Genomic DNA, 18177 nt, shown 5'->3' with positions numbered 1-18177 from the left:
ATCGTAATGAGCCTAGTTCGACTTAACATAAAAGGAATCTCCTATAGCCAAACGCAAAATGGTGCGTATGCCCTTATTTTGAATGAGGTAGATGGCGACCGCAAACTTCCTATTGTGATTGGTGCTTTTGAAGCCCAGTCTATTGCAATTGCTCTTGAAAAAGAAATAAAACCCCCTCGCCCACTAACTCATGATCTTTTTAAGAATTTTTCTGATAGATTTGGGATCGTTGTAAAACAAGTGATCATTCACAAATTGGTTGATGGTGTATTCTACTCAAGTATAATTTGTGAACGTGAAGACATTGAAGAGATCATTGATGCCCGAACAAGTGACGCTATCGCTTTAGCACTTCGATTTAAAGCACCTATTTTTACTTACAAAGGTATATTAGACAAAGCCGGGATTTATTTAAAGACAAGCCCAAAGCGCGGTCCAGAAAAAATCTCGAAGGCAGAAGAAGCTGTTATTGATGAACTAATTTTGGGAGACGATCGTGAATCTGTTGTTGCGAAACACACAGAAGATTATTCAAAATATTCTATAAAAGAGCTAAATGAAATGCTTGATCAAGCGGTTGCACATGAAGATTATGAAAAGGCCGCCCATATTCGGGACGAAATCTCAAAAAGGCCATAACCAACTCCCAAAGTACATATGACGCGCATTCTCACTATTATTCTTGCTCTTTTATGCTTCGGAAGCAGTTTTGCGCAAGACATAGAAAAGCATTGGAATTTTTCAGCCATTGAAAACGCTACCGGCGAAGCACTTTTCGAGATCAACCCAGAAACAGATCAATTTAACTTAGAAAATGGGACCTTCGAATTTAACTTAACAGCTAACAACGAGCTTAATGCGTCTGGGGACTACATCTTTCAAAATAACTTATTAGTTCTTTTTTACGACCAACCCACCGATACAATTAGGAGGTATCGCGTTTCTACACTCACCGACAGCACCCTGGTTTTTTCAGAAAAAACAACTACATACTCCTTTGTAAAACCAAAAGAAAAAACTGACATTACTGTTGTACCTCTTGAAGTTATTTCCGAAGATAGTGGTATCATACCTTCTCAAGGCTTATCTTTCAATAGCCTCTGGCGCGGTATTCTAGGAATGTTCACCCTATTATTGATTGCTTTTCTCTTTAGTTCGAATAGAAAAGCCATCAACTGGCGTACTGTTGGTATCGGACTCGCCTTTCAAATTGTGATTGCTGTTGGAGTGCTAAAGGTTCCTTTTGTTCAAAATATTTTTGAGTTTGTAGGTAAGATCTTCGTAAAAATTCTTGAATTTACGCAGGCAGGTAGTAAGTTCTTGTTTGAAGGATTAGTAGTAGACATGGACACTTTCGGTTTTATTTTTGCTTTTCAAGTACTCCCTACCATCATCTTCTTTTCAGCTCTAACCTCGGTTTTATTTTACCTCGGAATTATTCAGAAAGTAGTAAAAGCCTTTGGCTGGTTGCTCTCTAAATTACTGAAGATCTCTGGAGCCGAAAGCTTAAGTGTAGCAGGAAATATATTTTTAGGACAAACCGAAGCACCCCTATTAATTAAGGCGTACCTCGAAAAAATGAACAAGAGTGAAATGCTCTTGGTTATGATTGGTGGAATGGCAACCGTTGCAGGTGCGGTACTAGCAGCCTACATCGGGTTTTTAGGCGGTGATGACCCAGTCTTGCGCCTTGTCTTTGCAAAACATTTATTAGCAGCCTCGGTAATGGCCGCTCCAGGTGCCATTGTTATTTCAAAAATACTTTACCCACAGACCGAAGAAATCAACACCGATATTCAGGTTTCTTCTGAAAAAATCGGCTCAAATCTATTAGATGCAATTGCTAATGGTACAACTGAAGGACTCAAACTAGCTGTTAATGTTGGGGCTATGCTCCTTGTATTTGTTGCTTTTATTGCAATGCTAAACTGGCTTATTGGCGGCGTTGGAGAAATAACTACCGTAAACGATTGGATGGCCGCAAATACCTCATATCCAAGATTATCCTTGGAAGCAATCCTAGGAACCGTATTCGCACCGCTCATGTGGTTAATTGGTGTTGCAGAAGAAGATATGATGCTTATGGGACAGCTTCTTGGAATTAAACTGGCTGCCAGTGAATTTGTTGGTTATATTCAATTAGCCGATTTAAAGAATGTTACAAATGCGTCACACTTACGCTACGAAAAATCGATCATCATGGCAACTTATATGTTATGTGGCTTTGCAAATTTCGCATCTATTGGAATTCAAATTGGCGGAATCGGCTCATTAGCTCCAGGACAGAGAAAAACGCTATCTAAGTTTGGAATGAAAGCACTTTTGGGAGGTTCAATCGCCTCTTTAATTTCTGCCACAATAGCAGGAATGATTTTAGGGTAAAAGTTAATAACTTATAACAAAAGCTTTTTTTTTGCGTTTAAAAAACACGCCTTCTTTTTTACTTTTAGCCTATAAATATTTTTGAAGATGAAGCAATACCACGACCTTATAAAACACGTGTTATCAGAAGGTAACGAAAAGCATGATCGAACAGGTACAGGCACCAAAAGTGTGTTTGGATATCAAATGCGTTTTGATTTAAGTGAGGGCTTTCCTATGGTTACCACCAAAAAACTACATTTAAAGTCGATTATCTATGAATTATTATGGTTTCTGAAGGGAGACACTAATATTAATTATTTACAGGAAAACGGTGTACGTATCTGGAACGAATGGGCAGATGACGAAGGAAACTTAGGACCGGTATACGGACATCAGTGGCGTAATTGGAACAACGAAGAGATTGATCAAATATCAGAAATCATAAGCACCTTAAAAGCGAACCCAGATAGTCGCCGGATGCTTGTAAGTGCATGGAATCCTTCTGTCTTGCCAGATACATCCAAACCCTTTTCTGAAAATGTAGCGAATGGAAAGGCTGCTTTGCCACCGTGTCATGCATTTTTTCAATTTTATGTTGCTAACGGAAAACTTTCCTGTCAGTTATACCAGCGTAGCGCCGATATTTTCTTAGGAGTACCCTTTAATATTGCATCGTACGCTTTATTCACTATGATGATGGCACAGGTTTGTGGCTATGAAGCTGGAGATTTTATTCACACCTTTGGAGATGCACATATTTACAATAACCATCAGGAGCAGATCGACCTGCAATTATCAAGAGAACCACGCCCTTTACCGAAAATGTTGCTCAATCCAGATGTAAAAGATATATTTGGCTTCAATTTTGATGACTTTACCCTAATCGATTATAACCCGCATCCGCACATCAAAGGTGCAGTTGCTATTTAAAACCTACTTATCATGAAAAACATCCTCTTAATTCTGTGCCTAATCATTGGTTCAACCTCAGCATTTTCTCAAGAATGGGGTAGTGTAAATAAAAACACCGTAACCATGAAGGAGATCGCTCCTATTTGGCCAGGTTGTGAATCAGGAAGCTCGTACACTCGTGACAACTGTTTTAATCAAAAGTTATCACAACATGTAGCAAAAAACTTCAAATATCCTGCATCTGCATGGAAAGCAAATGAGCAAGGTAAAGTAACGGTTGACTTTATTATCAATGAAAAAGGACTCGTGGAAGTAAAAAATGTCTCTGGCGGTACCGCTGCTTTACAGGCTGAAGCTAAACGTAACATCATGGCTATTCCAAAAATGTCTAAACCAGGCATGCTTGCAGGAAAGCCACGTGCCATTAAATATACAGTTCCCTTTAACTTTAAGACTGGGAAATAAACATCGTAACGTTTTAAAAGAAAATCCTGTTATCTTAATTAGAAAACAGGATTTTCTTTTTGAATAAAAAGATAGCTTAAATGAAATTTTTAATACTACTCCTTTTACTCTCTGCTACATGTCTTTCGCAACAACTTAATTTCGATTATTGCAATGACCATAACAATATCGCAGCTCGTAATAGTTGCCTAAAAGAAAATGTACATGCACTACTCGTTTCTGAAATTCAAAAAACCAATTTCGTCAAGGTAACTGATAATCCCGTTACTCTTACCGTAGAAATTCTTGTTGATCAATTGGGTAATTTCCATGTAGTTTCTTCAGAAAGCGAAAATAAATCGCTTGAGTTAAAAGCTATATCAACGATGGCTCGTATTCGTCCCATCAAAGCCTTTAAAAATTATGCTGGCGATATGCTCTACGATTCTTTTGTTATAACAATGGCATTTCCAATAGTAGAAACTGAACTGTCTGAAATCGTTCCACAAACGAAGCATGCCACAGACGAAAATCTCGAGGTACCATTCGCTATAATCGAGCGTGCCCCTATATACCCAGGCTGCTATCAAGATAATAATGCAGCATTAAAGAAATGTATGTCAGACAATGTTTCGAAGCATGTACTAGGTAATTTTAACACCCACCTTGCTTCATCGTTAAACTTAAGTGGAGTGCAACGTATCTCAGTACAATTTAAAATCGACAGAAATGGTTTTGTAACAAATGTTCGTGCAAGAGGGCCTCATCCAACCTTGGAGTCTGAAGCGCGTCGTGTAGTTTCATCATTACCAAAAATGGAACCGGGAAAGCAAAAAGGAACCGACGTAGGTGTTTTATATTCGTTGCCAATTCTGTTTAAAGTTGAAGAAACCTTACTTGATAAAAAGGCGCGTCTAAAAAAGGAACGTAAAGCCAAAAGAAAAAACCGTAAAAAGAATTCTTAGTTAGCTTTTAAGAACCTTCACGAGTATCTCAAGATCTTCTTCGGAATTATAAAAATGGAACCCTACACGAATTCCTTGTCCGCGTTGGGAACAAATAATACTATTCTCTTTTAGCTTCCGAAAAAGCTTTTCATCACCTTTTAAACTGAAAATATTTGAGTGCTGTTCGCGTGCCTCTACCGTTTTGGACAATAAGCCTGCTTCTCCAAAATGCGTTAATGCCCTTTTGGAAAGATCAGTGATCTTGGCTTCAACATTTGCCATACCCATATCTTCAAAATTTAAAATGGCTTGCTCTAAGCTACCAAAGTTCAAAGTATCTAGATGCCCTGGTTCAAACCTACGCATAAACTGAATTTCGTCACGTCTACTAAAAGCAGCTTCGGCCGAATTAAACCCAATCGTTCTAGGAGACAATATTTCTTGCATACTCTCTTTTATGAGAAGAAGCGCATTTCCGTAGCCAGAAAGCATCCATTTATAGTTGCTGGCTGCCAAAATATCTAATGGACTTTCAGAAAAATTAAAATCGGTTGTACCAAGAAACTGTGTGCCATCCCCTATAAGAATTATATTTGGATGGTAGGCCTTCAACTGTTTTAGAAAATTAAAGTCCATGCGAATTCCGGTCAAATATTGCACAATACTAAACGCAAAAACATCGGGTCGGTGTCGAGCAACTGCTGCTTCAATATTTTCCTCGAAATCGCCATCGATCTTCGCAAAACACAATTCAAAATCTCTATTTTCAATAGCCCAATTTACTGAAGGATAATCTGACTCGAGCAAAAGAATTTTAAGTGGTTTTGGCAATGCTTCCGCAACCATATTCATCGCAAAAGAAAAATTAGGCACAAGTGCTATTTCATCTTCCGAAGCCTTTAAAAATCTACCAACAGCCGATCGAATACCTTGTATATGGGGTCGATGTTTATCTCTAAAAACGCTACCGCCTTCCATTAAGTTGAGATCGTGACTTCTCCTCCAACCAACTAAAGACTGTGAGAGCAGCCCACACGACGCTGTGTTGAGATAATTATATTTTTTAAGAACAGGAAACTCTTTTTTAAAATCTTTCATAAGATTATAAAGTAAACGACGAAAATTGGGTATTTTTACAAGACACCGGATCATCATATTGACGCTATGGTGCCGCATAAAAGTAACCAACTATGTTTTCAAAAACTAACAAAACCGAAAGAATTGACGCCGAACAACGCGAGCAATACGAATACGCTCGACAACGCATCAAGCAGAAGAAAAGACTGATGAGTCATTTCATTGTGTTTTTAGTTGGCTCTGTATTGTTAATTATAATCAATCCTATTTTAGGCTACGGCGATCAATTTTTTATCAAAGATTGGTTTGTTTGGGCTATTTTAATTTGGGCATTCCTATTTTTAATTCATCTTTTTAATGTGCTAATTATTAATAGGTTCATGGGCAAAGAATGGGAGAACAAACAATTAGAAAAGCTAAAAGCGATACAAGTAAAGCGAATCGCGGAACTTAAAAAACAAGCTATTCAAGAAGTCACCGTCCAAGAAGTAAAAGCCGCGAGAGAAGAAGGCGCCTTAAACGAACCAACCCTTCCCCTATCTGAAATAAAAAAAAAGGAAAACCCCAATCTATTACCACCGGAAGAAGCATGATAACATTAATCGCTGCAGCGGGCGAGAACAACGAATTAGGCAAAGACAACGAACTAGTTTGGCACTTACCCGATGACTTTAAACGTTTTAAGCAATTAACCACGAGCCATTTTATTATCATGGGTCGCAAAACTTTTGAATCATTTCCAAAGCCATTACCCAATAGAACTCACGTGGTCATTACCAGAAATAAAGATTATAACCCAGAGGGAGTTCTGGTAGTGCATAGCTTAGATGCTGCCCTGCTGAAAGCTTCGGGAGACGAACAACCCTTCGTTATTGGTGGTGGTGAGATCTATCAATTAGCCATGGAAGCTGCCGATAAGATCGAATTAACTCGTGTACACGGAACTTTTGAGGCAGATGCCTTTTTTCCTGAAATTTCCAAAGATCAATGGGAGCTCATTTCCAAAGAGTATCACCCACAAGATGAGCGTCATAACTATGCCTTTACTTATGAAACGTGGATAAGAATCTAAAAAATACTTCTTCCCATTTACTATTGACGTTGTAAAGACATCAACTTGACCTTAACATAGTCTTGACAAGGTTTAGCATTTTCTTAGCTACACGAAATACCCTTTCTGAGTACCTTTCACATAAAAATTATTATGAGCAAGGAAAATTTATACAACAAAGAAGCTATCAAGAAAATAAAAGATATTGCAAAAGATGTAGATTATGCAATGATGGCAACTCAATTAAGTAAACAACCACTTTCTGTCATCCCCATGTCAACTAAAAAAGTTGATGACCACGGGAATATTTGGTTTATCAGTGGTGCAGATAGCGAGCACAATGCCAATATTAAAAAAGACAGTGCTACTCAACTAATGTATAGTAGCGGAAGTGACATGAAATTTTTAAGTATTTACGGTCGTTCCGAAATTATTACAAACAATGAAATCATTAAAGAGCTTTACGGGAAGACCGATGATACGTGGCTTAATGGCCCTGAAGACCCTAACACAACAGCCATTAAATTTACACCAAGTGAGGCAGCCTATTGGGATAATGACGAGAATGCTATTGTTGTCTTATTCAAAATGGCAAAAGCTGCAGTTACAGGAAAGAATCAAGATATTGGAACCACAGGGCAATTAACAATTTAATAGTTTTACCTTATCATACTTACTCCTCTTTTTCGTTTCTTCGGAAAAGGGGATTTTTATTGCTATTTTTGCAATTCAAATCAACCGTTGGTCATTATTTAACTGAATAATTTCTGAAGTAAAACTTAAAGCATGAATGCATACATATTTCCGGGTCAGGGAGCCCAATTTAGCGGCATGGGATTAGATCTTTTTGAAGCTTCTGCGAAAGCAAAAGATCTATTTCATCACGCAAACGAAGTCTTAGGCTTTGATATAACCAAGATAATGTTTGAGGGAACTGCAGAGGAGCTCAAAGAAACCAAAGTAACGCAACCTGCCATCTTTCTACATTCTACCATTCTTGCAGAAGTTATGGGAGACGCATTTCAACCAGATATGGTTGCAGGTCATTCGCTGGGGGAAATTTCAGCTTTGGTAGCAAATCGTACGATTGCGTTTAGCGACGGATTGCAACTTGTATATAAACGCGCATTAGCAATGCAAAAGGCTTGTGAATTAACACCTTCAACCATGGCAGCTGTATTGGGATTGGAAGACGAGGTAGTAGAAAGAATCTGCGCAGAGACTGCAGGAATTGTAGTGGCTGCCAATTATAATTGCCCAGGGCAACTAGTGATCTCTGGAGAGATCGACGCAGTAAATAGAGCCTGTGAGGCTCTCACTGCAGCTGGCGCACGCCGCGCATTAATACTTCCTGTTGGTGGTGCTTTTCATAGTCCGTTGATGGAACCAGCCCGTGAAGAACTTGCAGCGGCGATTGAGTCCACTCAATTTACTGAACCCGCCTGTCCAATATACCAAAATGTCTCTACGACAGCCGTTACAGATCCTGTAGAAATTCAAAAAAATCTTATTGCACAACTTACGGCTCCTGTTCGATGGACTCAGAGCATGGAAAATATGATCGCAGACGGTGCTACTAAATTTATTGAGGTGGGTCCTGGAAACGTCCTTCAAGGCTTAGTTAAAAAGATCGACCGTTCATTTGCTACGGAGAAAGCCACGATTTAAACATATTAGTATCAGTAATAATCAGAAAAGCCGGGCTATTTATTTAGCTCGGCTTTTCCTTCTTTTACATACTAAAGTATATATCACTAACTACTACTATTTGGATCTTGTATTTTCTTATTGATTTCATCAAGTGTATTATTCATTCGTTTTAAGATCTTAAAGCTTTTATAAAAAACATATATTATAAAGACTGTAAGTAAAATAGGTAAAACAACATTGAAAATTAAACTTAAAGCACCGAGTCCTCCGCTCCATACGTCGGTTTCAACTGTAGTGATTTGCCTGTCTGTAATTTCTTGAATAATCATAGTAATAAAATTTAGTTTGTTAGAAAAAATAGGGATTTAAAACACTTAACTCGTTAATGGCCATTAAGTTAATCAATTTCTGTGTATCCTCTAAATCCTCCTGAAAAAATATCCATCTTTAACAACATAATCTTTCCTTGGGTAAAGTGTATTGGCACCGGACCAATTTTAACATCCATCCCATACGTATAGTACAGTTCAATCTCTGCATGATTTTCGCTATTTATTCCCCTAAAATTAAAGCCATCTAGTTCCATCAAGAAACCTAAATAATTGTTTCCTACCAAATAAGCATTTATCGAGTTTAGTACAAAAGACTGGCCTGTCATATTGTTACAGAGCGTTGAGTTAACTATTATTCTTATATCAGGACCCCAGGTATCGCTTATATTAATTATCGTGTTTTGCGTACCATCTGGTTGAGGAATTATTGAGCTTGTTGCTCCAGAATATGGTGCAATAAAATCTTCAAACTCGCTAACATCTGTAAATTCTAAATTTGGGTCAGGGTCTAAGCTGTGGTCAAAAAAGAAATCGTCATATTCACCAAGTAAACCCGTTAGGTCCATAAAGATTGACCACTCCAATGGATCTGTAGGCAGGTCACCTGTTCCTGAACCCCCTGATCCACCACCATTTGGCCCTGAGCCTCCTGAATTTGGTCCACCGCCACCGCCACCACTAGTTGGTGGACAATCATAGGTAATTTCCCAGCCGCCGGCATAGCCTCCTCCGTCTGTACATGGACATTGAGCCCCGTAACAATCAATCCAAATTACATCTACCGTAAAGGTACATGGGGTTACTGTTTTGCTAGGTATTTCAACTCCATTGTCAAAAGAGTTTGTTTGCTGAACATTACCGTTTTTATCCATAATACTCATCTCACCTGAAAATGCTTTTTTATTTCCCTTTGATAGCGCTTCTATCCAATCGGTCGTTGGAGTGTATTTTAAAAGCAACTCGCCAGTACCCTCTTCATTTTCATAGAGAATAAGATTCGTAAAACTACGCGAATCAGTATCTGATGTGACAACATTAAATGTATACGTTTTAACGTCTTCATTCGTAAAAGCCACAATACGTTCACGGTTGATCTTTAATAAATAATCACTAAAGGCGGCTTCATTATTTCCTGCTAAGTATGAGGTAAGCGCCGTTTCTTCTTGACTATCAAGAAAATTTTCTTGAAACTTTCGAAAGGGAACTTCTTCCCGTTCATACTTCTGTTCGACGTTTTGTTCATGTACTGCATGATCTTCGTGCTCTTCCTTTTGACAACTGGAAAATAAGACGAGTACTAATAATGCCAAAAATGGCTTAATCAAATGTTTGATTTTGGTTTCCATAATGATGATTTTAAATTAATAAATTGATTAATTATTCATCGTAAGCCATATATCAGCAACGTTTCTGATAGCCTATAAAAGGTTTTAGCTTCGATTTACATCGTGGAGAGTACTGTACAGTTTAAAGCACATTGACTTGCCAAATCGAGAACAAGATATAAAAGGAATTAGTAAAATAAGGTGAAAAATGAACGGTCCATGACGCCATTCACGAATTACGCGTCGATCGTGGGTTACCTAAAAACATATAAGACAATGACGTGGTAACGGAAAACAGCTACCATTATGGATAACAGGAATTTTAATTAAGAATTAACCTCGGAAATCTAGATTGAAAATTATTCAAAAAAAAAACGAGCTTAAAGCTCGGTTTTTATTATCATGTTAATAAACAATACTTTATAAGTAGATCTAACTATGCACTAAGAAGGCATTCATCACAATCTTTAACTTCACCATAGTATGTTTCTCGATACTTGTGTACAGTACTTATTGGAAAATTTAAGAAGGTTTTTTGAATGTAAACAACCTTTGTGCTCAGCATCCCCATCTCTTCTGTAAATCTTTTTTCACTTTTCGTTTTGCGTCTAGCGCTCAATATTTTCATCGTTCTTTCTGTTTGCTACAAAACAACACATCTTATTGTGGGCTACCAAGGAGAACCCGTTAAACCTTCGTTAAACCGTTGTTAATTCTTATAAACTGTGCCTTCTTTCATCACGAAGACCACATTTTCTAGCGTATTGATATTTTGAATTGGATCTTCATCTACAGCAATAAGATCGGCCAAAAACCCTGAAGTGATTTGTCCGATTTCATTTTCCATATCTAGAATTTTAGCATTTGTAATAGTCGCTGATTGGATAGAGAACATAGGCGACCAACCCGTTTCAACCATATAACCAAATTCCTTTGCATTTTCTCCGTGTGGAAAAACGCCTGCATCAGTACCAAATGCAATATTAACACCCTCATCTTTTACCATGGCAAAGGTTTTTCTGAGCGCAGCATCCACTTTTTTAATTTTTGGAATAATAATGGCTGGATAATAGTTAGGTATATCGGCTTTTGCTGCCACATATCGACCTGCTGAAAGCGTAGGTACCAAATAAGTTCCATACTGTTTCATAAGTTGTGCCGTACTTTTAGACATCATAGAGCCATGCTCTATGGTTGTTACACCGGCTTTGATAGCTCGTTTCATGCCCTCGTCACCATGTGCATGAGCTGCAACATGCATTCCGTACTCTTTAGCTGTTTTTACGATCTCATCGGCTTCTTCCTGTGTGAATTGTGGGTTTATACCATTTTTACTCACGCTTAAAACTCCTCCCGTTGCAGTAATCTTAATACAGTCTGCGCCATTCTTATAACGCTGACGCACGGCTTTTCTAGCGTCTTCTACACTATTTATCACCCCCTCAGCTGGACCTGGATCACCCATTAGATCTTTTCGATGTCCATTGGTAGGGTCCGCATGCCCACCTGTAGTTGCAATCGCTTTTTCCGCAGTAAAAATACGAGGGCCGGGTACTTTTCCTTGAGCAATGGCATCTCTAAGTGATACATTCACGCCACTGCCACCTAAATCACGAACCGTGGTAAAACCTGCCATTAGAGTTCGATTGGCTATTGCAGCGGCATCGAAGGCTACATCGGATGGGTTTTGGGTGTATTCATCTAAATAAGCGGTAGGACTTGTTTCACTTTCAATATGTACATGCATATCGATAAGACCTGGTAATACTGTTTTATTCGAAAGATCTATAATAATATCGTCAGCTCTTTTGGTCGCCATAAAGCCATCTTGAACTCCGATGATTTTCTTACCGTTAACTATAATGGTTTTCTTAGTGAGCACTGTCCCATTCTTCGTATCAATGATTTTTCCACAATGCAAATAAGTATTTTGGGCAATGCTTCCTAAAACAAAAAAGAACGCTAAAAGAGTGATGTAGTTTTTCATAATTTTAAATATTTCTGATTTTCTTCTCCCATTTCCAGGCAGAAGCCAGAGCATCTTCCAATGTTTTCTCTGCTTTCCAACCCAATTCTTCATTTGCCTTTTTTGTATCTGCATAAACCGAAATAACATCTCCTTCTCTTCGACCAACAATTTTATAAGACAATTTAGTTCCAGTGACCTTTTCAAAGGTATGAACTACTTCCAATACTGAAGAACCAGTACCTGTTCCAACGTTAAAGATTTCAAAGCCAGTTTTATTCGATTTGGAAAGAAGTCTTTCTAATGCGATCACGTGTGCTTTTGCGAGATCAACCACGTGAATATAGTCGCGAATACAGCTTCCGTCATTTGTTGGATAGTCATCTCCGAATACAGAAAGTTCCTTTCGTAATCCAGCCGCGGTTTGTGTTATAAACGGTACTAGGTTTTGAGGAACTCCTACTGGTAACTCACCTATTTCAGCCGTTTCATGTGCTCCCACCGGATTAAAATATCTTAATGCAACGGCATTCAATTTTGGTGAAACCTTGCAGGTATCGCGAATGATCTCTTCACTTATTTGCTTGGTATTTCCGTAGGGAGAAGTAGCCATCTTTACAGGTGCTTCTTCTGTAATAGGCAAACCATCTGGCTCGCCATAAACGGTACAAGAAGAACTAAAAATAAGGTGGTCGATCCCGTTCTTATTACACTCTTGCAGTATATAGATCAAGGTGTTAAGATTATTTTCATAATACAAAAGTGGGTTATCAACGCTTTCTCCTACGGCCTTACTCGCCGCAAAATGGATAATACCAGCAATATTTTTATGTTCAAGGAAAAAATCAGAAACCTTATTTTTTTCTCTTAAATCGAGTTTTGTAAAACTGGGTTGTATTCCAGTGATGGTTGTAATTCTATCTACAACCTCTTCGGTGGTATTGGATAGATTATCGATTATTAAAACCTCATAACCTTGTTGTTGTAATTCAACAACGGTATGAGATCCAATATACCCTAAGCCACCAGTAACAAGTATTTTTTTCATATTCTAAAACTGGGATTCAATTAAATACGAATATGCTTAATTCGCAACAAAGTCAATTACCGTTTTTGTTATAAACGCAATTTGTTCATTATCTAATTCAGTATGCATTGGTAAAGAAACAACTTCTTTTACCAATTGATTAGTAACTACAAAGTCAGCTTCATCATATCGTTCATCACGATAGGCCTTTTGGAGATGCAAAGGAATTGGATAATAAACACCACAAGGTATTCCTTTCTCATTTAAATGTTTTACTAAATCGTCACGCTTCCCATTGGTGATCTTTAAAGTATATTGATGAAACACATGGCAATCGCAGGTATCACAGATCGATTGGCCAGCATCACAAAAACCAGTAGGCGTAACAATTTGATCAACTTCTGCAAAAGCCGCAGTGTATTTGCGCGCCGCATTTCTTCGAGCAGTATTATAATCATCTAAATGTGGCAACTTTGCACGTAAGACAGCTGCCTGTATAGAGTCTAGTCGTGAATTCACCCCAACTACATCATGATGATATCGCTCATACATTCCGTGATTTACAATACCTCTAATAATATGCGCAAGATCATCATCGTTGGTGAAAATCGCACCCCCATCACCATAACAGCCTAAGTTTTTAGAAGGGAAAAAAGAGGTGGAGCCCACATGACCAATCGCTCCCGTTTTAATTTTGGTTTGATCCTTCGGCGACGTATAAGTTGCTCCAATTCCTTGCGCATTATCTTCAATTACGTATAAATCGTGTTCATTAGCCAAGGCCATGATCTCATCCATGTTGGCTGCCAGGCCAAAAAGATGAACAGGAACAATGGCTTTAGTTCTTGGAGTAATTGCTTTCTTTATAGCCGAAACATCAATATTAAAGTTTATGGGGTCAACGTCGACCAAAACCGGAGTTAATTGCAGTAAGGCAATAACCTCTACCGTGGCAGCGAAAGTAAAATCGGCAGTAATAACCTCATCCCCTGGCTTTAACCCAAGGCCCATCATTGCTATTTGCAAGGCATCGGTACCATTGGCGCAGGGAATTACATGTTTTACGCCTAGGTAGTCTTCCAATTCTTTCTGAAAGGCATGTACCTCAGGCCCATTTACGAAAGCTGTAGATTCAATTACATTCATAATCGATTTGTCTACTTGCGTTTTAATATTTGCGTACTGACCTTTAAGGTCAACCATCTGGATTTTTCTCATGAGTTTTTAAAAAAGATAGGGTATAAAAATACGAAAATTGCCCGCCGTCTACAACCGATTAAATTAGTTTTATTAGCTAACCATTTCCTTAGAAAGTTATGACGCGATGGGTGATTCCATTTGGCAATTAATCGCTATTTTAGCGCATCATGAGAGCAGTCTATACCATTCTCACTTACGTGGCTACCGCACATCTTTGGGTGGCGCAATATTTCAGCAAAAAATTAAGATTATTTGTCTCAGGCAGAAGAAACACATTTTCGAAGCTATCCGAGAAACTATCTCCTAATGACAAATCAATCTGGTTTCATTGCGCCTCTTTAGGTGAATATGAGCAAGGCCTTCCTATTATGGAGGAGGTTAAAAAATTCTTTCCAAAGCATAAAATAGTCATTACCTTCTTCTCCCCTTCGGGCTATGAAATTAGAAAGAACGCTGTCATTGCTGATGTCGTTGTTTATTTACCCATGGATACCAATCGCAATGCAAAACGCTTTCTTACCTTAGTAAATCCTTCTTTGGCGCTCTTTGTAAAATACGAATTTTGGCCAAATTACTTATTCGCCTTAAAGGAACGGAAGACCCCAAGTTTGCTTATTTCAGGTGTATTTCGAAAAGATCAGATTTTCTTTAAACCCTACGGAAGTTTTATGCGTAAAGCGCTTTTTACCTTCGATCACTTTTTTGTTCAGGAAAACAGATCAAAAGATTTGCTTAAGGAACTTGGACATAAAAATGTCACAGTAAGCGGAGACACTAGATTTGATCGCGTTTCACATCAAATTGAACATGACAACCATCTCGACTTTATGGACGAATTTAAAAAAGATTCGTTATGTATTGTCTGCGGAAGTACTTGGCCCGAAGACGAAAACGTGCTCCTTCCATTTATAAATGCTTCGGAAGGAAACATCAAATTTGTCATCGCACCACATAAAATTGACGCTGTTAAAATTGAAAGCTTCGTTAAAAAGTTAAATAAAACATCTGTTCTGTATAGCGAACTTACTTCCGAGAGTACAGCAAGAGAGGTAATGCGCGACCGAAATCTTTCAGAAACAACTGTTCTAATTGTTAACACCATTGGACTTTTAACCAAAATCTACAGTTATGCCGATATCGCTTATGTGGGTGGCGCCATGGGCAAAACCGGACTTCATAATATTTTGGAACCGGCTACCTTTGGTGTTCCAATCGTTATTGGCAATAATTATTCAGAGTTTCCCGAAGCAGAACGACTTCGATCACTTGCAGGTTTATTCTCGGTAGATTCAGCCGAAACCTGTTCAGAAATACTAGATAAACTAGTTACTGATGCTAACTTCAGAAGTAAAACAGGCATGATTGCGGGTCATTTTGTCAATAGTAACACTGGAGCAACGCAAAAAACCATGGCTTATATTAAGCAACTCAAAATATAAGGTACAACTTAGTAGGAAAGATGAATTCAATAAAAAACCTATTATTTACTTGTCTTTTAACTGTCACTTCGCTGTCTTGCATAGCTCAAGTTTCAAATTATGAAATAGGCGATGTCGTTGATGACTTTACAGTCACAGATGTAGACGGTCAAGTATGGAATCTGTACGATATCACCGCACAAAACAAATATGTCTATCTCGATTTTTTCTTTGATACCTGTGCGCCCTGCCAAATCACACAATCGGTGCTCAATGAATTTCACGATAAATACGGATGCAATAAAGGTGACATTTTTGTGCTCTCTATAAATAATGGCACAGACACTAATGCAGAGGTCATCGCTTTTGAAAATGAATTTGGTGGACCTTTCAATCACGCACCGGCCGTTAGCATCGAAGGTGGATGCGAAGCTGTTGACACAAACTTTGGCGTTATTGGATATCCCTCGTATCTTTTGATTAGTCCCGAAAATATATATCTCAGTCGTATTGATGAAATGGCAGCGAATATTACGGTCGAAACATTTGAGGATAGTTTCCCAGCGGGATTTGACCCGCAACCCATGGCTTGTACGCTCAATGTTGATGATAATGTAATTCCATTTGCTCTTGAACTTTTTCCAAACCCAAGTAACGAAAACGGTTTCACGGTGCGCCTGAATCGTGAAATGACAAAAATGGACATACAGATTTATACTGTTTTGGGAGAGTTGGTCTACTCCAATACTTTTACAGAACATAGCGCAATGATCAATCCAGCATTACCTAGCGGCATCTATCTCATTCAAGTTGAAACGACTCTTGGTCGTACGAGCAAAAAACTGATAGTTCAATAAAAGCTAAACGCTAACTGCTTCATTTAAATATCTTCGGAAAGGCAACAGTTCTTTATAAATTGCGATCACTTTTTGATCAAAATTGGGTGCCATCACTTCCTTTTGAGAAAGTTGATGCACTACGGCAAACGATCTTCTGCGAAGCAGATCGATATGCTCATGATCTTGGGAAAAACCTCTCGGGGCTGTTTTCAACGGATCGTCGGTAATTAGCGCTCCGAAGGTTTTTTTAAAACTTGGTTTTGAAAGAATTGCTTTTAATGCGTGGCCATTATAGTCAATTCCTTGACGAATACTACGTAATGTTTTAGCATCGGGATGCCAGTAACCACCTCCAATAAAACATTCATTCACACCAAACTCCATATAAAAATCGCCCTGCTTACTCGCCTGGTCAAGACCAGCGCTAAAATGATCTTTATAAATAGGCTTGTTGGGGTGAAACATGAGATTGTTATTAATTCGATTGATCGCTTTTTTGCCAGGCGTATCAAAATAATCAGAATCGATAGCCGCCAATTTCACATTCATATCATCAAGCCATAAAATAAAAAAATCACGAACTTCATAATATTCCTTGCGATGTTCATCCATCCAAGCCTTCTCGTTATTGGTATTGAGTCGTTTAAGAAATTGAAACATTTTTTGGAAATTCATAAAGCGTATCGTTTTATTTTTTACGAAGTTACTAGGAAAACTTTAATAAAACTTTATTACAGTGTCAATGTTAAAACTTGTAATCTTGTATCATAATTTAACACCAAAACCATTAAATATGAAACGATTACTAATTCCTATTGCATTTATCGCATTTTCGCTTTCGGCTACATCTTGTAGAGAAACAGAAACCAAAGAGGTAGTTCGCGAAGTGGAAGTTGAAGTAGAAACCTCAGAGGATAAACCTGGTATATTAGAACGTGCAGCTACTGAAGTTGACAAAGAAATAAATGAGGAAATCGACAAGGAAATCGACAAAATTGGAAACGACGATTAAATTATTAACCCTACAAACAACCCTGACATGAAAAAACTAATTTTAAGCTTAGCAGTAATATTTACCCTGAGCACCGCATTTGTATCGTGTAGAGATACAAAAAACACAACAGATGATGTTGAAAACGCGATCGATGATGCAGGCGACGCTATTGAAGATGCAGCAGACGATGTTGAAGACGCAATAGATGACGATGCATCTGATCCAATAGAAAACACCATTCAAGAAGGTGTTAATGAAGTTCAAGAGAATACAGGAATGGGCGGAGAAGATGATGCTTAATTGTATTAACTCACTAATTTAAAATAACAAAAATGAAAAACATACTATTTATTGCCCTAGCTATTTTCGCTGTATCTTTTACATCTTGTAGAGATGCCGAAAAAGAAGCTGAAACAGAAACCGAAGAACTTATCCAAGAGATGAAAGACGATGGCGCCGAAGTAAAAGTAAAAGAAGATGATGGCGATCTAAAGATCAAGATGGAAACCGACGAGAAAGAGGTTAAAATCAAACAAGATGATGGTGACACCAAAATCAAGATTGACAACGACGGTCAGTAATAAATAACCGTTCGTGTAGAATCAACGACTCCTATTCCAAGGGGTCGTTT

21 protein-coding genes are annotated in these 18177 nt (G+C 38.2%); 14 read left to right on the top strand and 7 right to left on the bottom strand.

Features of this window, described 5'->3' with window-relative positions:
- Window positions 1-6 precede the first annotated feature (6 nt).
- From ACY2RU_RS16840 to ACY2RU_RS16820, 5 genes are all read left to right on the top strand, one after another.
- Window positions 7-639 carry a bifunctional nuclease family protein gene (locus tag ACY2RU_RS16840; RefSeq protein ID WP_490139650.1) on the top strand — a complete coding sequence of 211 codons (633 nt, stop codon included), beginning with the start codon at window positions 7-9 and terminating at the stop codon, window positions 637-639.
- Between the two features lie 18 nt (window positions 640-657).
- The gene (locus ACY2RU_RS16835; protein ID WP_490139649.1) at window positions 658-2382 is read left to right on the top strand and encodes a nucleoside transporter C-terminal domain-containing protein; all 1725 of its coding nucleotides are present in this window, start codon (window positions 658-660) and stop codon (window positions 2380-2382) included.
- A gap of 87 nt (window positions 2383-2469) precedes the next feature.
- Window positions 2470-3294 (top strand): thymidylate synthase, encoded by an 825-nt coding sequence (locus ACY2RU_RS16830; protein ID WP_490139648.1) that lies wholly within the window; start codon window positions 2470-2472, stop codon window positions 3292-3294.
- A gap of 12 nt (window positions 3295-3306) precedes the next feature.
- Complete coding sequence (locus ACY2RU_RS16825; protein WP_490139647.1) at window positions 3307-3741, top strand: energy transducer TonB; 435 nt, start codon at window positions 3307-3309, stop codon at window positions 3739-3741.
- 80 nt (window positions 3742-3821) lie between these two features.
- On the top strand, window positions 3822-4685 hold the full coding sequence (locus ACY2RU_RS16820) for an energy transducer TonB (protein WP_490139646.1): 864 nt from the start codon (window positions 3822-3824) through the stop codon (window positions 4683-4685).
- Here ACY2RU_RS16820 and ACY2RU_RS16815 read toward each other — a convergent pair whose 3' ends face one another.
- Complete coding sequence (locus ACY2RU_RS16815) at window positions 4686-5765, bottom strand: aminotransferase class V-fold PLP-dependent enzyme (RefSeq protein WP_490139645.1); 1080 nt, start codon at window positions 5763-5765, stop codon at window positions 4686-4688.
- 92 nt (window positions 5766-5857) lie between these two features.
- Between ACY2RU_RS16815 and ACY2RU_RS16810 the strand changes: the two genes are divergently transcribed.
- The 4 genes from ACY2RU_RS16810 (at window position 5858) to fabD (ending at window position 8463) form a co-directional block, all read left to right on the top strand.
- Window positions 5858-6337, top strand: coding sequence for a 2TM domain-containing protein (locus tag ACY2RU_RS16810; protein ID WP_490139644.1), 480 nt, complete (start codon window positions 5858-5860; stop codon window positions 6335-6337).
- Window positions 6334-6816, top strand: coding sequence for a dihydrofolate reductase (locus ACY2RU_RS16805; protein WP_490139643.1), 483 nt, complete (start codon window positions 6334-6336; stop codon window positions 6814-6816). Before ACY2RU_RS16810 ends, ACY2RU_RS16805 begins: the two co-directional genes overlap by 4 nt.
- Window positions 6817-6948: 132 nt before the next feature.
- Window positions 6949-7449, top strand: coding sequence for a pyridoxamine 5'-phosphate oxidase family protein (locus ACY2RU_RS16800; RefSeq protein WP_490139642.1), 501 nt, complete (start codon window positions 6949-6951; stop codon window positions 7447-7449).
- Between the two features lie 132 nt (window positions 7450-7581).
- Window positions 7582-8463 carry an ACP S-malonyltransferase gene (gene fabD / locus ACY2RU_RS16795; RefSeq protein WP_490139641.1) on the top strand — a complete coding sequence of 294 codons (882 nt, stop codon included), beginning with the start codon at window positions 7582-7584 and terminating at the stop codon, window positions 8461-8463.
- Window positions 8464-8549: 86 nt separating this feature from the next.
- Here the strand turns inward: fabD and ACY2RU_RS16790 are convergent, their stop codons facing one another.
- From ACY2RU_RS16790 to ACY2RU_RS16770, 5 genes are all read right to left on the bottom strand, one after another.
- Complete coding sequence (locus ACY2RU_RS16790; RefSeq protein WP_490139640.1) at window positions 8550-8774, bottom strand: hypothetical protein; 225 nt, start codon at window positions 8772-8774, stop codon at window positions 8550-8552.
- A gap of 68 nt (window positions 8775-8842) precedes the next feature.
- A complete protein-coding gene (locus tag ACY2RU_RS16785; protein ID WP_490139639.1) occupies window positions 8843-10123 on the bottom strand; it encodes a hypothetical protein in 1281 nt (426 codons plus the stop codon).
- Window positions 10124-10811: 688 nt separating this feature from the next.
- The gene (locus ACY2RU_RS16780; RefSeq protein WP_490139638.1) at window positions 10812-12089 is read right to left on the bottom strand and encodes a metal-dependent hydrolase family protein; all 1278 of its coding nucleotides are present in this window, start codon (window positions 12087-12089) and stop codon (window positions 10812-10814) included.
- A gap of 4 nt (window positions 12090-12093) precedes the next feature.
- Entirely contained in the window at window positions 12094-13116 is a 1023-nt protein-coding gene (gene galE, locus ACY2RU_RS16775; protein WP_490139637.1) for a UDP-glucose 4-epimerase GalE, read from the bottom strand.
- A gap of 36 nt (window positions 13117-13152) precedes the next feature.
- Entirely contained in the window at window positions 13153-14313 is a 1161-nt protein-coding gene (locus ACY2RU_RS16770) for a DegT/DnrJ/EryC1/StrS family aminotransferase (RefSeq protein ID WP_490139636.1), read from the bottom strand.
- A gap of 149 nt (window positions 14314-14462) precedes the next feature.
- Between ACY2RU_RS16770 and ACY2RU_RS16765 the strand changes: the two genes are divergently transcribed.
- Together ACY2RU_RS16765 and ACY2RU_RS16760 are read left to right on the top strand one after the other, a co-directional pair.
- Entirely contained in the window at window positions 14463-15734 is a 1272-nt protein-coding gene (locus ACY2RU_RS16765) for a 3-deoxy-D-manno-octulosonic acid transferase (protein WP_490139635.1), read from the top strand.
- 20 nt (window positions 15735-15754) lie between these two features.
- A complete protein-coding gene (locus tag ACY2RU_RS16760) occupies window positions 15755-16570 on the top strand; it encodes a T9SS type A sorting domain-containing protein (protein WP_490139634.1) in 816 nt (271 codons plus the stop codon).
- Between the two features lie 3 nt (window positions 16571-16573).
- Here the strand turns inward: ACY2RU_RS16760 and ACY2RU_RS16755 are convergent, their stop codons facing one another.
- Window positions 16574-17212, bottom strand: coding sequence for a DUF2461 domain-containing protein (locus ACY2RU_RS16755; protein ID WP_490139633.1), 639 nt, complete (start codon window positions 17210-17212; stop codon window positions 16574-16576).
- A gap of 133 nt (window positions 17213-17345) precedes the next feature.
- Between ACY2RU_RS16755 and ACY2RU_RS16750 the strand changes: the two genes are divergently transcribed.
- From ACY2RU_RS16750 to ACY2RU_RS16740, 3 genes are read left to right on the top strand one after another with little or no spacing between them, the layout of a single operon-like run.
- A complete protein-coding gene (locus tag ACY2RU_RS16750; protein WP_490139632.1) occupies window positions 17346-17564 on the top strand; it encodes a hypothetical protein in 219 nt (72 codons plus the stop codon).
- Window positions 17565-17591: 27 nt separating this feature from the next.
- Window positions 17592-17846, top strand: coding sequence for a hypothetical protein (locus tag ACY2RU_RS16745; protein WP_490139631.1), 255 nt, complete (start codon window positions 17592-17594; stop codon window positions 17844-17846).
- 32 nt (window positions 17847-17878) lie between these two features.
- Window positions 17879-18127, top strand: a complete 249-nt coding sequence (locus ACY2RU_RS16740) for a DUF4097 family beta strand repeat-containing protein (protein ID WP_490139630.1) — start codon at window positions 17879-17881, stop codon at window positions 18125-18127.
- Window positions 18128-18177 lie beyond the last annotated feature (50 nt).

The organism is Ulvibacter sp. 2305UL32-6, from assembly GCF_058148545.1.
This window is presented reverse-complemented; position numbering and strand designations above follow the sequence as displayed.

Excerpts from the sequence above, each read along its gene's own strand:
- ACY2RU_RS16805 (WP_490139643.1), top strand. The coding sequence starts at position 6,334 with ATGATAACATTAATCGCTGCAGCGGGCGAGAACAACGAATTAGGCAAA.
- ACY2RU_RS16745 (WP_490139631.1), top strand. The coding sequence starts at position 17,592 with ATGAAAAAACTAATTTTAAGCTTAGCAGTAATATTTACCCTGAGCACC.
- galE (WP_490139637.1), bottom strand. The coding sequence starts at position 13,116 with ATGAAAAAAATACTTGTTACTGGTGGCTTAGGGTATATTGGATCTCAT.
- ACY2RU_RS16750 (WP_490139632.1), top strand. The coding sequence starts at position 17,346 with ATGAAACGATTACTAATTCCTATTGCATTTATCGCATTTTCGCTTTCG.
- ACY2RU_RS16740 (WP_490139630.1), top strand. The coding sequence starts at position 17,879 with ATGAAAAACATACTATTTATTGCCCTAGCTATTTTCGCTGTATCTTTT.
- fabD (WP_490139641.1), top strand. The coding sequence starts at position 7,582 with ATGAATGCATACATATTTCCGGGTCAGGGAGCCCAATTTAGCGGCATG.
- ACY2RU_RS16835 (WP_490139649.1), top strand. The coding sequence starts at position 658 with ATGACGCGCATTCTCACTATTATTCTTGCTCTTTTATGCTTCGGAAGC.
- ACY2RU_RS16820 (WP_490139646.1), top strand. The coding sequence starts at position 3,822 with ATGAAATTTTTAATACTACTCCTTTTACTCTCTGCTACATGTCTTTCG.
- ACY2RU_RS16800 (WP_490139642.1), top strand. The coding sequence starts at position 6,949 with ATGAGCAAGGAAAATTTATACAACAAAGAAGCTATCAAGAAAATAAAA.
- ACY2RU_RS16785 (WP_490139639.1), bottom strand. The coding sequence starts at position 10,123 with ATGGAAACCAAAATCAAACATTTGATTAAGCCATTTTTGGCATTATTA.
- ACY2RU_RS16790 (WP_490139640.1), bottom strand. The coding sequence starts at position 8,774 with ATGATTATTCAAGAAATTACAGACAGGCAAATCACTACAGTTGAAACC.
- ACY2RU_RS16810 (WP_490139644.1), top strand. The coding sequence starts at position 5,858 with ATGTTTTCAAAAACTAACAAAACCGAAAGAATTGACGCCGAACAACGC.
- ACY2RU_RS16840 (WP_490139650.1), top strand. The coding sequence starts at position 7 with ATGAGCCTAGTTCGACTTAACATAAAAGGAATCTCCTATAGCCAAACG.
- ACY2RU_RS16825 (WP_490139647.1), top strand. The coding sequence starts at position 3,307 with ATGAAAAACATCCTCTTAATTCTGTGCCTAATCATTGGTTCAACCTCA.
- ACY2RU_RS16830 (WP_490139648.1), top strand. The coding sequence starts at position 2,470 with ATGAAGCAATACCACGACCTTATAAAACACGTGTTATCAGAAGGTAAC.
- ACY2RU_RS16755 (WP_490139633.1), bottom strand. The coding sequence starts at position 17,212 with ATGTTTCAATTTCTTAAACGACTCAATACCAATAACGAGAAGGCTTGG.
- ACY2RU_RS16770 (WP_490139636.1), bottom strand. The coding sequence starts at position 14,313 with ATGAGAAAAATCCAGATGGTTGACCTTAAAGGTCAGTACGCAAATATT.
- ACY2RU_RS16760 (WP_490139634.1), top strand. The coding sequence starts at position 15,755 with ATGAATTCAATAAAAAACCTATTATTTACTTGTCTTTTAACTGTCACT.
- ACY2RU_RS16815 (WP_490139645.1), bottom strand. The coding sequence starts at position 5,765 with ATGAAAGATTTTAAAAAAGAGTTTCCTGTTCTTAAAAAATATAATTAT.
- ACY2RU_RS16780 (WP_490139638.1), bottom strand. The coding sequence starts at position 12,089 with ATGAAAAACTACATCACTCTTTTAGCGTTCTTTTTTGTTTTAGGAAGC.
- ACY2RU_RS16765 (WP_490139635.1), top strand. The coding sequence starts at position 14,463 with ATGAGAGCAGTCTATACCATTCTCACTTACGTGGCTACCGCACATCTT.